Source organism: Propylenella binzhouense, assembly GCF_009866965.1.
GTDB classification, from domain to species: Bacteria; Pseudomonadota; Alphaproteobacteria; order Rhizobiales; family Afifellaceae; genus Propylenella; species Propylenella binzhouense.
Genome location: NZ_SPKJ01000109.1, coordinates 1 through 12,333 on the forward strand (window position 1 = coordinate 1; position 12,333 = coordinate 12,333).

Sequence of the window (12,333 nt, forward strand, 5' to 3'; positions counted from 1 at the left end):
CCGCCGGCCGCGGCCTGGGGGGCCGGCGCCGGCGCGCGCGCCAGCCGGGGCGGAGCCGCAGGCTCCTCGCCGCCGACGATCGCGTTCAGCCGGTTCGGGGTGATCGGCAGCGGAACGTCCTTGATCGAGAGCGCGTCGGCGACCGCATTTGCGATGCAGACCGGCGTGCTCATGCAATTGCCTTCCGCGAGTCCCTTCGCCCCGAGCGGCGTGAAGGGAGACGGGCTCTCCATGTGCAGGATCTCGAGCTTCGGGATCTCGCAGGCGGTCGGAATCAGGTAGTCCGCAAAGGTGCCGGAGAGGAACGCGCCGCTGTCGTCGTAGACGAATTCCTCGTAGAGCGCGGTCGCCAGCCCCTGCACGAACGCGCCGCGGATCTGGCCTTCCGCGATGAGCGGGTTCAGGACCCGGCCCGCATCATGCATCGATATGTAGCGGTCGACGCGGACATCCATCGTGATCGGATCGATCTCCACGCCGCAGACGTCGAACACGAAGCCGTAGGTGAGCGAGGTATTGATCTCGTCCTTGCTCGACGGCGGCTCGAGCTCGGGCGGCGCCCAGACGGCGGTCTCCCGGAGGCCCGGATCGTCGCCCTCGGGCATCAGCACGGGGGACCAGTGCGCCGTCCCCGCGACCCGGCCGAACGGCATGCCGTTGTCGGGATTGGTGCGCGAGAAGATCCGCCCGTCGGCGAAATCCACGTCGTCGGCCAGGATGTTCAGCTGCTTCGCCGCGATGCGCGCGAGCTTCTCGCGCATGTTCTTCGCGGCGAGGTGGGCCGCGACCGCGGTACCCGGCGAGAACCGGCAGGAATAGGTGCCGGCGGCGATCGACCATTGGTCCTTCTGCGTGTCCATCTCCAGGTTTACCTGGATGTCCGACACGCCGAGCCCGAGCTGCTCGCCGATGATCTGGGCGAGCACGGTCTGGTGGCCCTGCCCCTGCACCGTCACGTCCGCCGTCGCGCTGACGGCGCCGAGCGGATCGACGTTCACCGTCACCATCGAGACGGCGCCGTTCTTCGGGCCGGCCCGCTCCCTAACCTGCGCCGGGATGATCGTGCTGAGATAGCCCATGTTGGACATGCCCGGCTCGACCACGGCGGCGTAGCCGATGCCGTAGTGCCTGCCCGCGGCGCGCGCCTCGTCGCGGCGGCGCTTCAGGTCCTCGAGGCGGCCGTCGGCAAGCGCGATCTCGATCGCCTTCTCGTAATCGCCGGAATCGTAGAGTGCACCGGCGGCGGCCTTGTAGGGAAACTGGTCGCTGCGCAGAACATTGCGGCGGATGACGTCGAGCGGATCGAGCCCGAGTTCCACGGCGATGCGCTGCACCAGCCGCTCGAGCGCGAGATAGAGCTGCGGACCGCCGAAGCCGCGCACCAGCGCGGCCGGCATGCGGTTCGTCAGCACCAGCCGGTTCACCACCTCGACGTCGCGGACGTCGTAGGCGCCCGTCACCGCGCCGTGCATGCGGTAGAGCGGTCCCGGCATGGGTGCGCGGAGATAGGCGCCGTAATCCTCCAGATTGTCCATCCGGAGGCCGATGATCTTGCCGTCCGCCTCGACCGCAGCCTCGATCTCGGTGACGCGGTTCGGGCTGGAATTGGCGGAGACGAGATGCTCCAGGCGGTCTTCCACCCATTTCACCGGACGGCCGGCGAGACGGGAGGCGAGCGCCATCAGCACGATATAGGGAAAGACGGAGAGCTTGATGCCGAAGCTGCCGCCGCTGTCGGCCGGGGTCCGCAGCCGCAGCTTGCTGCCCGGCACGCGCAGCGACCGCGCCATCACGGGATGCGCGCTGAACGGCCCCTGGAAATTGGCGAGGACGTCGTAGCTGCCGTCGCCGGAACGATAGTCGGCGAGCACGACGAAGCATTCCATCGGCGTGTAGGAGCTGCGCGGAAACTCGACCGTGATGCCGACCGTCCGGTGCGCGCGTGCGAAGGCCGCGTCCGGATCGCCGTAGACGAACTTCCGGGAGGAAAGCTCGTTCGTCTTCGCCTCGGCATGGACGAGCGGCGCGCCGGGCTTCACGGCATCGCGGATGTCGACCACCGCGGGCAGACGCTCGTATTCGACCTCGACGAGATCGGCGCCGTCCTCGGCGATGTAGCGGTCCTGGGCGAGCACCAGGGCGACGGGCTCGCCGACATAGCGGACGCGCTCCACCGCCAGGCTCCACTGGTCGATCGGCTGCTTGACCGCAACCAGGAACGGCTCGGAGAGAGCCCGGATCTCCTCGCCGGTGACGACGCCGACCACGCCGGGATGCGCCATCGCTTTGGCGACGTCGATCCGCTTGATCAGAGCGTGCGCCTCCGGCGAGCGCACAATCGCCGCGTGCAGGGTTCCGAGCGGGGCGCCGACATCGTCGGCATAGCGCCCCTTGCCCTTGAGGAGGGCCGAATCCTCCAAGCGCGGGATCGGTTTCCCGAGCAGCGACGACGACTGCGCCGTGGCCATCGAACCTGCCTCCCTGCCGGCCACGGCCCCGGAATCCGGACCGGGCTCGGTCTTCTCGTTTGCCCGAAAACTCAAAACGACTGTTCCGCTGTTGCCCAGCGCCCATCGGGGTCGGCCAGGGTCAGGGCAGGATTACCAACAGGGATTTCGCCCGTAAAGGGATTTTCGTAATTAAACACCAAATTAGCCAATGAACCCATTGTGGGCTCGCGCGGACGTAGTTATCTTCGCAAAGGCGAACGTAAAGAGGCGTCATGGCAGCGCACCTGGCGGCGGGGGGAGCGATCGGTTGAGCATCCTTGCGAAATCCCAGGCCGCGGAGATTCAGATCGGTCCGGCTGCGCTGGAGGACGTTCCCCGCGTGATCGAGATCGACGCGAAGATCACCGGCGAGGCCAAAGCGGAATTCTGGTACTCCTTCTTCAGCGGCCAGGGATCGAATCCGAAGCGGTCGTTCCTGGTCGCACGCGACGAAGGACGGGTCGTCGGCTACATCATCGGCACGGTGCGCGCGTGGGAGTTCGGATCGCCGCCCTCGGGCTGGATCCACGCCGTCGGCGTCGACCCGACCGCGCGCAAGGCCGGGGTGGGCACAAAGCTCTTCAACGAGATGGTAGAGTTCCTGCGCGGGGCGGGCGCGAACACGATTCGCACCATGCTCCACATCGACGATCATCTCCTGATGTCGTTCTTCCGCACGCACGGAATGGCGGCCGGGCCGTTCGTCGAACTGGAGATGAGCGCGGAGCAGACATGACCGGGAACGGGCGCACGAGGCCATACGGAGCGGCGCCGAGATGAAGCTCCAGCAGGCGACGCGCTACGCGATCTGGGCTGCGGTCGAGACCGCCTCCCGGCCGGGCGAACTCGTATCCGCCGGCGATCTCGCCGCCAAGTTCGGGGTTTCGCAGCACCACCTCGCGAAGGTGCTGCGCACGCTCGCGCTCGCCAAGATCGTGAGCTCGACGCGCGGCCCTGCCGGCGGCTGCATGTTCATCGCCGACCCGCGCCGCCTGACGCTCTACGACATCGTCTCGCTGTTCGAGAGCGACTGGTGGAACAGCGAGAACGGCGTCCGCGAGGGCAAGGGCACGACCGTCGCCGACGAGGTGTCGCGCGTGCTGCGCGAGATCGACCGCATCACCTCCGCCACCCTGCGCTCGGTGACGATCCAGACGCTCATCAACAACGCCGCACGCCGCCGCCGGCGCGAAGCCGCGGAGAAGGCCGGCGCCGGGCCCAGCGCGCAAGCGGAGGCGCTCGAAGCCGCGGCCAAGGCGGCCGGCGGCTAGGCCCGGGAGGAGAAATGGCCGAGGACAGACCCGCGCTCGACATGACCGGACCGCACTGGCGCTTCGCGCTCTCGGTCTACGGCACGCCCGGCGTCCCGGACGCCTGCCTGCTCCTGCAGGATACCTGCGGCGTCGACGTGAACGTGCTCCTGATCGCACTCTTCGCGGCGAAGAGCGGCAGGCCGCTTTCGGCCGCGGCGGTCTCCGCCGCGGACGAGGCGGTGCGCGCCTGGCGCGACGAAGCGGTTCGGCCGCTCCGCGAAATCCGCCGGAGGATGAAGGCCGATGCCGCCCTCGCCTTCGGCCCCGACGCCGAAGTGGTGCGCAACCGGGTCAAGGCGGCCGAGCTCTCCGCCGAGCAGGTGGAGCAGGCGGTGCTCGCCGGCCTGATCGCCGACAATCCGCCGCCGGCAGGTGCGGCCGCCCTCGAGGAGGTCGTCCGCATGGTGGTCGACTTCTATCTCGGCAAGGGGGAGGTCCCCGACCAGGCCGGCGTGGCGCGCGCGATCTCCACGATCGCGGAATCCGCCGAACAGGTCGAGGCCCGGGGAGCGGCCGCATGAGCCTGTCTCCGCTGCAGTCCGGCGCCCCGGAGCAGGTCGTTCTTCTCGACCCGGAGACCGACCGCGCGACCGGGACGATGGAAAAGCTCGAGGCGCATCTGGAAGGCCGCTACCACTCGGCCATTTCGGTGCTGATCGTCGACGGCGAAGGCCGCCAGCTCCTCCAGCGCCGCGCCGCGGCGAAGTACCATGCGCCCGGACTCTGGTCGAACGCCTGCTGCTCGCACCCGCGCCTCGACGAGAGCGCGGCCGATGCGGCGGCCCGGCGGCTGCGCGAGGAGCTCGGCGTCACGACGCCGCTCACGCCGATGGGCGTCGTCCGCTACCGCGCGCGCGTGCCGACCCGCCCGGCGACGCAGGCGGTCGCTCCGGGCGCGGACCATCTCACCGAGTTCGAGCACGTCGCGCTGTTCGTGGGCCGCTATTCCGGCGAACTCGATCCCGATCCCGCCGAGGTCGAAGCGGCGGGCTGGTGGGACGGTCGGGAGATCCGCGAGGCGATCGCGGCCGGCGCCACGACACCCTGGTTCGGGCTCTACGCGGACCTCTTCGGCACCGATCTCGGCCGGCTCGAAGCCGGGCCGGACGGGGAGAGCCGCATCCGCGACTTCGGGTTCCACGACCTCGGCTGAAGAGCGCCCGCCGCCCAGGCACAGCTTCCCCGATAATTCCGGGACCGGCGCGCCCGGCGGTCCCGTTGAACCGGCGCGGGAGATCACGCACGGTGGCGCCCGGACGCACGGAGACTTGCATTGCAGAGCCATGTACGGATGCTCGCCATCCTGGATCTCTTCGACGAACGGTCGCTCACCTGGACCGTCGACGAGATCCACGCCCGGCTCGGCTACACCCGCTCCACCCTCTACCGCTACCTGAAGGTCCTGACGGATGCCGGCTTCCTGACCTCGCTGCCCGGCCTCGGCTACACGCTCGGACCGCGCATCGTGGAGCTGGACTACAAGATGCGGGCGAGCGATCCGCTGATCCAGGCCGCCGCTCCCGTCATGGCGGAGCTGGTCGCCGACATTCCGGGCGTCGCGCTGCTCTGCCGGATATACCGGCAGAAGGTCCTCTGCGTGCACCAGGAAAGCAGCAATGCCGGCATCCGGAGCACCTATGAGCGCGGGCGGGCCCGCCCGCTCCTGCGCGGCGCCGCCTCGCTCGCCATCCTGGCGAGCCTGCCCAACCACCAGATCGGCAGGCTCTACAAGGCCATGCCCGAGGAATTCGCGGCCGCCGGCCTCGGCTCGGATCTCGCCGCGGTCCGCTCGGCCCTCAAGGTGCACCGCCAGGCCGGCCACGTCGTCAGCTTCGGCCAGGTCAGCGGGGGCGTCATGGGGGTGGCGGCGCCGCTCTTCGACGCGCGCCCCGAGGTGATCGGCAGCCTCAACCTGACGGTGGCGGACACGTCGGGAAACCGGCACCGGCTCGAGGCGATGATCGCGCAGGTGTCGTTCTGCGCCCGCGTCGTGAACAAGGCGCTCGCGCGCGGAACCTGACCCGGGCCGCCGCCTATCCCGCGGCCGCCCGCGGGGCCGCCTCCGGCGACCCCGTGACCCCGCATTGCGGGATCGGCTGCCTCCGCACCAGCCCTCCGCCGCCGCCCGGCCGGCGCCGCGGCGGGCTGCAATTCACGCCTTCAGCCCGAACAGGGCCTGGGCGTTCCGGAAGCTGATCTTCTCGCGCTCGTCCTCGGGCATGTCGATCGATTCGAGCACCCTTATCGTGTCGCGGATGTAGCCCGGGCCGCGCTCCGGATCGAACGGCGAATCGGAGGCGAAGAGCACGCGGTCGGCGCCGTAGAACGCCAGCCCGCAGACCGTCGCCGGGCGCGAGCCGAAGACCGCCGTATCGGCGTAGAAGTCCTTGAAATAGTCGAGCGGCCGCCGCTTCAGGCCCTGCAGCACGCCGGACAGGTCCTCGTCGGAAGTGCGCTTGCCGAGCTGGTCCCAGCCGGGGCCGACGCGGCCCTCGAAATAGGGCACCATCGCGCCGAGATGGTGCGCGAGGAGCTTGAGGTTCGGGATGCGGTCCATGATGCCGGAGAAGACGAAGCGCGCCATCGCCGCGCTCGTCTCGTAGGGCCAGCCGAAGGTCCACCAGATCTCGTATTTCGATTTCGATTCGGTGGCGTAGTCCGGCATGCTGTTGGTGCGCGACGGGTGCAGGAGGAGCGGCCGGTCATATCTGGCGGCGATCTCGTAGATCGGCTCGAAGCGCGGCTCGTCGAGCGGCGCGCCGTTGACGTTGGTGTGGATCTGGAAGCCGTTCGCACCGAGCTCGGAGAGCGCGCGCTCCGCCTCCTTCGCGGCGGCGTCCGGATCGCTCATCGGCAGCGCGCCGACATAGCCGGCGAAGCGATCGGGATATTTCGCGCAGAGCTCGGCGAGGCCCTCGTTCGCAAGCTTCGCGAGCTCGACCACGAGGGCCGGCTCGCCCATCGATTCGATCGGCGGCATGCCGATCGACAGCACCTGCGTGTAGTCCTGGAACTCGTCCATGACCCGGAACCGCGTCTCCAGGTCGTAGATCGCCGGGATGTTCTGCATCCGCTTGCCGATGCCCTCCCCGGCGCCTTCGAGCGACTGGATCCTGGTCCAGAGCTTCTCGGGGAAGAAATGATTGAAGGCGTCGATGTAGCGCATGCTGTTCCCTCGGCTGTCCCGCTCCGCGGACGCGTTCCCTCCGCCGGGCCGGGCGGCCCTGGCCCTCCGGTGGGCGGGGGACCTGGGTGCGGAGTGGATTCCCACATTATGGGAGGACCTAGAGCGGAGATGGCCGCGCCGGTCAAGCGGCGAGGCGCGCCTCTCGCCGGCGGCGCCCCCGGGTTCGGCAGAGGGGCACCGTGGCGGACGCGCGGAAGCGCGCCGCGCCCTCGTACCGGACTTGAAGCACCAGCCATAAGGGATTGAAGCGATTGGTGGGTGTAGCAGGGCTCGAACCTGCGACCCGCTGATTAAGAGTCAGCTGCTCTACCAACTGAGCTATACACCCGCTCGCGAGCCGCCTTATAGGGACGGCTTTCGCGTTCCGCAAGGCTCGGATCGGCGCCACATGACTTCTTCGCGCCGAAAAGGCCGCCGCGGCCCGACGAGGAGAATGTGGTGCCCGCCCCGCCCCGGCTCAAGCCCGGATTCGCAGACAAGGCCGGGCGCCCCACCGAAACGGAGCAAGCATGGACCTCACCGACGCACCCCAGGAGCTGAGCGCCGCCGCCGCGATGGCCTGGGGCTGGGCCGTCGCCTTCCTGCCCCGCCTCGCCACGGCGATCCTCATCATCGTCGCCGGCTTCGTGCTGGCGAACTGGGGCGCACGCCTGGTGCGGCGCCTCGTCGGCGCCACCAGCCACGTCGACCCGACGGTGCAGCCGCTCCTCGGGACGATCGTGCGCTACGCGGTGCTCATCCTCTTTCTTGTCGCCGCACTCGGGCAGCTCGGCGTCCAGACGGCCTCCCTCCTCGCGGTCCTCGGCGCCGCCGGCCTCGCCATCGGCCTCGCGCTCCAGGGCACGCTGCAGAACATCGCCGCCGGCATCATGCTGGTCTATCTCCGGCCGTTCCGCGTCGGCGACTACATCGAGCTGCCGGACTTCGCCGGGATCGTGAAGGAGATCGGGCTCTTCGTGACGCAGCTCGACACGTTCGACGGGCTCTACTACTTCGTCCCGAACTCGGAGATCTGGAACAAGCCGCTCAAGAACCACAGCCGCAATCCGCGCCGGCTGATGACGATCCAGATCGGCGTCTCCTACGCCGCCGACCCGGCCGAGGCGCGCAGGGTGCTCCTCGCGATGGCGGCCGAGGAGCGGCGCGTCCTGAAGGACCCGGCCCCCTACGTCTATGTCGAGAGCTACGACGACAGCGCGGTCACCCTCACCTTCCGCGCCTGGGCGCCGACGCCCCTCTTCTGGGACGTGCAGCGCGCGATGATCGAGGAGGCGAAGCGGCGGCTCGAGGCGGCCGGCATCGAGATCCCGTTCCCGCAGCGGATCGTCCACATGGTGAGCGAGCCGCCGCCGCGCGCGAAGGGGGGTCCCCTGCCGGCCGCGGACCCGGAGGAGACGCGCGGCTGACCTGCCGCCACGCCTTTCAGACCGCGACGGCCGCCTTGATGTGCGGGTGAGGATCGTAGCCGGTGAGCGCGAAGTCCTCGTAGGCGAAGTCGAAGATCGACCGGACCTCCGGATTGATCGCCATCCTCGGCAGCGGTCGCGGCGGGCGGCGAAGCTGCTCGCGCGCCTGCTCGACATGGTTGCTGTAGAGATGGGCGTCGCCCAGCGTATGGACGAACTCCCCCGGCTCCAGCCCGGTCACCTGCGCCATCATCTGCGTCAGGAGCGCGTAGGAGGCGATGTTGAACGGGACGCCGATGAAGACGTCCGCCGAGCGCTGGTAGAGCTGGCAGGAGAGCCGGCCCTCCGCCACGTAGAACTGGAAGAGACAGTGACAGGGCGGCAGGGCCATCGCCTCGATGTCGGCCGGGTTCCAGGCCGAGACGACGAGGCGGCGGGAATCGGGATTGCGCCGGATCTCCTGTTCCACCCACGCGATCTGGTCGATCGTACGGCCGTCCGGGGCGCGCCAGGACCGCCACTGGCGCCCGTAGACCGGGCCGAGGTCGCCGTTCTCGTCGGCCCATTCGTCCCAGATCGTCACGCCGGCCGCATGGAGGGTGCGCACATTGGTGTCCCCGGCCAGGAACCAGAGCAGTTCGTGGATGATGGACTTCAGATGCAGCTTCTTGGTCGTGAGCAGCGGAAAGCCTTCGGCCAGGTCGAAGCGCATCTGGTGGCCGAACACGGAGCGCGTACCCGTGCCCGTCCGGTCGGACTTCACCGTGCCTTCCTCGAGCACGCTCCGGAGGAGATCGAGATATTGCCGCATGCCGCCCTCATACACGATTCCGACGGGATTGCGTCCCCGGCCCTTCAAATGGCCGGCGCCTTCCCCTATATTCCCATCGTGCCGGTCGCACCGGCTATGGCGATAAATGGTCTGTGAAATAAGCCTTTCGGACCCGGGGGCGGTACCCGGCGCCTCCACCATGAACGGTGACACCATCACCGCTGATGCTGGGGGCGAAATAGGCTCGACGAGGGTCTAAAGACAGCGCTTTCGCCCGGCATGGTACCGCCGTTATCGGACCGAACAATAGTTGCCAACGACAACTATGCTGAGGCTCGCCTCGCTGCGTAATGCAGCCTGACGGCTTCGAATAAAGCCCTGGGCCGTTAGCACGGTTCAGGCGGGGTCCGGAGGCGCCTGGCAACAGAAGCCTCCACTTCCCCTTCAGCCATTGTGACGCTGCTGACCGGCGTTGCGCGCCCGCGGCTCAGGCTCTACGTTCTGCCCCGATGGCACAGGATCTCATCCGTTACGATGTTCTCGCTCAGGACGCCCTTCGCGGCGTCGTGCGCAAGGTCCTTTCCGAGGTGGCTCAGACCGGCCTTCCCGGCGAGCACCATTTCTTCATCACCTTCAATACCGGCGACCCGGGCGTGCGCGTCTCCTCGCGCCTGCACGAGAAATATCCGAACGAGATGACGATCGTGCTCCAGCACCAGTTCTGGGATCTCGCCGTGGGCGACACGGCGTTCGATGTCGGCCTCTCGTTCAACGGCATACCGGAGCGGCTCCACGTGCCATTCCGCGCGATCGTCGCCTTCGTCGACCCGCATGCGAGCTTCGGCCTCAAGTTCGACGCGCAGACAAGCGCGGAGGCGGAGCCGGCCGAGGAGCCGCCCGCTCCGGAGGCGGGCCCGCAGACCGGCGCGGGGGAGGTTCCGGCGCCGGACGCGGCGCCCGGCGCGGGCGCCGACGTCGTTTCGCTCGATTCCTTCCGCAAGAAGAACAGCTGACACCGCCCGGGAGCGGGAAGCGCATTCTCGCGATGCGGTCTTGCGCCGCGGGGCGCGGGGTGGAAAATGCGCGCGCCATCCCTCAGACGCGTTTTCCATTCAGGACAGGGCAATGACCACTCGCACCGAGACCGACTCCTTCGGGCCGCTGGAAGTCCAGGCGGACCGCTATTGGGGCGCCCAGACCCAGCGTTCGCTCCAGAACTTCAAGATCGGTGGCGAGACCATGCCCGTCCCGCTCGTGCGCGCGCTCGGCATCGTGAAGCGCGCCGCCGCCCTCGCCAACAAGGAACTCGGCCTGCTCGACCCGAAGCTCGCCGACGCGATCACGGATGCCGCGCAGGAGGTGATCGACGGGCGGATGAACGATCATTTCCCGCTCGTGGTCTGGCAGACCGGCTCCGGCACCCAGACCAACATGAACGCCAACGAGGTCATCTCGAACCGTGCCATCGAGATGCTCGGCGGAACGATGGGATCGAAGAAGCCGATCCATCCGAACGACCACGTCAACATGAGCCAGTCCTCGAACGACACGTTCCCGACCGCGATGCACATCGCGGCGGCCGAGCAGATCGTCCACAAGCTGGTTCCCGCGCTCCAGCATCTCCGCGAAGCGCTGCAGCAGAAGTCGCACGCCTTCTCCTCGATCATCAAGATCGGCCGCACGCACACCCAGGACGCCACCCCGATCACGCTCGGGCAGGAATTCTCCGGCTACGTGGCGCAGGTGGAATACGGCATCCGGCGGGTGAAGCAGGGCTGCGAGGACCTTTTCGAGCTCGCCCAGGGCGGCACTGCCGTCGGTACCGGCCTCAATGCGCATCCGGACTTCGCCGCCTCCTTCGCCGAGAAGGTGGCCGAGATCACCGGGCTGCCCTTCCGCACCGCGCCGAACAAGTTCGAGGCGCTCGCGGCGCACGACGCCTACGTCTTCGCCCACGGCGCGCTCAACACCGTCGCCGTCTCGCTCTTCAAGATCGCCAACGACATCCGCCTGCTCGGCTCCGGCCCGCGCTCCGGGCTCGGCGAGCTGATCCTGCCGGAGAACGAGCCCGGCTCCTCGATCATGCCGGGCAAGGTGAATCCGACCCAGTCGGAGGCGCTGACGATGGCCTGCGTGCAGGTCATGGGCAATCACACGACGATGACCGTCGCCGGCAGCCAGGGCCATTTCGAACTCAACGTCTACAAGCCCGTGATGGCCTTCAACATGCTGCAGTCGATCCGCCTGCTCGCGGACGCGGCCGTCTCCTTCGCGGACAATTGCGTGGACGGCATCGAGGCGAACGAAGCACGCATCAAGGACCTCCTCGACCGCTCCCTGATGCTCGTGACCGCGCTCGCGCCGAAGATCGGCTACGACAAGGCGACGACGGTCGCCAAGACCGCGCACAAGAACGGCACGACGCTCCGCGAGGAGGCGGTCGGGCTCGGCTACGTGACGGACGAGGAGTTCGATGCGGTGGTCCGCCCCGAGCTCATGATCAGCCCGCGCTGAGACCCCGATGGCCGAACCCATCAATCTCAGGCTCGCCCGCAAGCGCAAGGCCCGCGAGGAGCGGGCCGAGCGCGCCGCGGAGAACCGGGTGGCGTTCGGCCGCAGCAGGTCCGAGCGCGAGGATGCGGAAAGGCGCGAAGCACTCGAGATGCGCCGCCATGAGGGCCACCGGATCGCCGGGAAGGACGAGACGCCGCCCGCCGGTGCCGGCGACTAGCGGCCCGCGCCCGCCTTGCGCAAGCGCTCCGTCAATCTCAGCGGCCATGCGACCAGCGTCTCGCTGGAGGACGCCTTCTGGACCGAGGTGAAGCGGATGGCGAAGGCCGAGGGCGTGACGGTCGCGGAACTGGTCGGAAGGATCGACGAGACGCGCGGCGCCGACAATCTCTCCTCCGCCATCCGGCTCGCCGTCCTCGCCGATCTGAAGGCGCGACTCGCGGCGCCCGATCGCGTTCCCCGCACCTGAGCTATTGCAGGCTCGGTCCCGGGTCCGCCGGCGTACCCGAGCCGAGCGGTCCGAGCAGCGATTCCGGCAGGCCCGGCAGGGACCCGGCGGCCCCGCTCCGCCCGTCCGGCGATGTGCCGCCGCGCCCGGGCACGCCCTCCGCCCCCGAAGGCTGCTGCGCCTCCTGCTCGCGCGCCGCCGCGGCAG

The 12,333-nt window shown here is 68.8% G+C and carries 14 protein-coding genes, 1 tRNA gene and 1 other RNA gene; 11 read left to right on the plus strand and 5 right to left on the minus strand.

All coding sequences use genetic code 11. The features are described from left to right. The coding region (locus tag E4O86_RS19900) for a xanthine dehydrogenase family protein molybdopterin-binding subunit (protein ID WP_161142299.1) at positions 1–2,468 on the minus strand (2,468 nt) is incomplete at its 3' end. A 289-nt stretch (positions 2,469–2,757) separates the two neighbouring features. On the opposite strand from E4O86_RS19900, the gene E4O86_RS19905 reads away from it, so the two are divergent. From E4O86_RS19905 to E4O86_RS19925, 5 genes are all read left to right on the plus strand, one after another. Then, positions 2,758–3,225, plus strand: a complete 468-nt coding sequence (locus E4O86_RS19905; protein ID WP_161142300.1) for a GNAT family N-acetyltransferase — start codon at positions 2,758–2,760, stop codon at positions 3,223–3,225. Between the two features lie 40 nt (positions 3,226–3,265). Then, positions 3,266–3,760: an Rrf2 family transcriptional regulator gene (locus E4O86_RS19910; RefSeq protein ID WP_161142301.1), complete on the plus strand. Its 495-nt coding sequence runs from the start codon at positions 3,266–3,268 to the stop codon at positions 3,758–3,760. Positions 3,761–3,774: 14 nt separating this feature from the next. Then, the gene (locus E4O86_RS19915; RefSeq protein WP_161142302.1) at positions 3,775–4,323 is read left to right on the plus strand and encodes a TIGR02444 family protein; all 549 of its coding nucleotides are present in this window, start codon (positions 3,775–3,777) and stop codon (positions 4,321–4,323) included. After that, on the plus strand, positions 4,320–4,955 hold the full coding sequence (gene idi / locus E4O86_RS19920; RefSeq protein WP_161142303.1) for an isopentenyl-diphosphate Delta-isomerase: 636 nt from the start codon (positions 4,320–4,322) through the stop codon (positions 4,953–4,955). The genes E4O86_RS19915 and idi overlap by 4 nt, the downstream gene beginning before the upstream one ends. A 120-nt stretch (positions 4,956–5,075) precedes the next feature. Next, positions 5,076–5,822 (plus strand): IclR family transcriptional regulator, encoded by a 747-nt coding sequence (locus E4O86_RS19925; RefSeq protein ID WP_161142304.1) that lies wholly within the window; start codon positions 5,076–5,078, stop codon positions 5,820–5,822. A gap of 132 nt (positions 5,823–5,954) precedes the next feature. Here the strand turns inward: E4O86_RS19925 and E4O86_RS19930 are convergent, their stop codons facing one another. Continuing rightward, positions 5,955–6,968 (minus strand): amidohydrolase family protein, encoded by a 1,014-nt coding sequence (locus E4O86_RS19930; RefSeq protein WP_161142305.1) that lies wholly within the window; start codon positions 6,966–6,968, stop codon positions 5,955–5,957. Positions 6,969–7,241: 273 nt separating this feature from the next. Continuing rightward, positions 7,242–7,317: transfer RNA gene (locus E4O86_RS19935), tRNA-Lys, on the minus strand. Positions 7,318–7,498: 181 nt separating this feature from the next. On the opposite strand from E4O86_RS19935, the gene E4O86_RS19940 reads away from it, so the two are divergent. Then, on the plus strand, positions 7,499–8,395 hold the full coding sequence (locus tag E4O86_RS19940) for a mechanosensitive ion channel family protein (protein ID WP_161142306.1): 897 nt from the start codon (positions 7,499–7,501) through the stop codon (positions 8,393–8,395). Between the two features lie 16 nt (positions 8,396–8,411). Here E4O86_RS19940 and E4O86_RS19945 read toward each other — a convergent pair whose 3' ends face one another. After that, positions 8,412–9,206, minus strand: coding sequence for a thymidylate synthase (locus E4O86_RS19945; RefSeq protein ID WP_161142307.1), 795 nt, complete (start codon positions 9,204–9,206; stop codon positions 8,412–8,414). Positions 9,207–9,245: 39 nt separating this feature from the next. Here E4O86_RS19945 and ssrA point away from each other — a divergent pair. The 5 genes from ssrA to E4O86_RS19970 all read left to right on the plus strand — a co-directional run bounded on the left by ssrA (position 9,246) and on the right by E4O86_RS19970 (position 12,147). Continuing rightward, positions 9,246–9,605, plus strand: a transfer-messenger RNA (tmRNA) gene (ssrA, locus tag E4O86_RS19950). A gap of 71 nt (positions 9,606–9,676) precedes the next feature. Next, the gene (locus E4O86_RS19955; RefSeq protein ID WP_161142308.1) at positions 9,677–10,180 is read left to right on the plus strand and encodes an SspB family protein; all 504 of its coding nucleotides are present in this window, start codon (positions 9,677–9,679) and stop codon (positions 10,178–10,180) included. Positions 10,181–10,292: 112 nt separating this feature from the next. Then, positions 10,293–11,681 carry a class II fumarate hydratase gene (fumC, locus tag E4O86_RS19960; protein ID WP_161142309.1) on the plus strand — a complete coding sequence of 463 codons (1,389 nt, stop codon included), beginning with the start codon at positions 10,293–10,295 and terminating at the stop codon, positions 11,679–11,681. A gap of 7 nt (positions 11,682–11,688) precedes the next feature. Beyond that, a complete protein-coding gene (locus E4O86_RS19965; protein WP_161142310.1) occupies positions 11,689–11,898 on the plus strand; it encodes a DUF4169 family protein in 210 nt (69 codons plus the stop codon). 15 nt (positions 11,899–11,913) lie between these two features. Beyond that, positions 11,914–12,147, plus strand: a complete 234-nt coding sequence (locus E4O86_RS19970) for a ribbon-helix-helix domain-containing protein (protein WP_161142311.1) — start codon at positions 11,914–11,916, stop codon at positions 12,145–12,147. A gap of 1 nt (position 12,148) precedes the next feature. Here E4O86_RS19970 and E4O86_RS23270 read toward each other — a convergent pair. Further along, the coding region (locus E4O86_RS23270) for a hypothetical protein (RefSeq protein WP_205520993.1) at positions 12,149–12,333 on the minus strand (185 nt) is incomplete at its 5' end.

Coding starts and splice junctions, on each gene's coding strand:
- E4O86_RS19940 (WP_161142306.1), top strand. CDS start 7,499: ATGGACCTCACCGACGCACCCCAGGAGCTGAGCGCCGCCGCCGCGATG.
- E4O86_RS19915 (WP_161142302.1), top strand. CDS start 3,775: ATGGCCGAGGACAGACCCGCGCTCGACATGACCGGACCGCACTGGCGC.
- idi (WP_161142303.1), top strand. CDS start 4,320: ATGAGCCTGTCTCCGCTGCAGTCCGGCGCCCCGGAGCAGGTCGTTCTT.
- E4O86_RS19965 (WP_161142310.1), top strand. CDS start 11,689: ATGGCCGAACCCATCAATCTCAGGCTCGCCCGCAAGCGCAAGGCCCGC.
- E4O86_RS19910 (WP_161142301.1), top strand. CDS start 3,266: ATGAAGCTCCAGCAGGCGACGCGCTACGCGATCTGGGCTGCGGTCGAG.
- E4O86_RS19955 (WP_161142308.1), top strand. CDS start 9,677: ATGGCACAGGATCTCATCCGTTACGATGTTCTCGCTCAGGACGCCCTT.
- fumC (WP_161142309.1), top strand. CDS start 10,293: ATGACCACTCGCACCGAGACCGACTCCTTCGGGCCGCTGGAAGTCCAG.
- E4O86_RS19930 (WP_161142305.1), bottom strand. CDS start 6,968: ATGCGCTACATCGACGCCTTCAATCATTTCTTCCCCGAGAAGCTCTGG.
- E4O86_RS19945 (WP_161142307.1), bottom strand. CDS start 9,206: ATGCGGCAATATCTCGATCTCCTCCGGAGCGTGCTCGAGGAAGGCACG.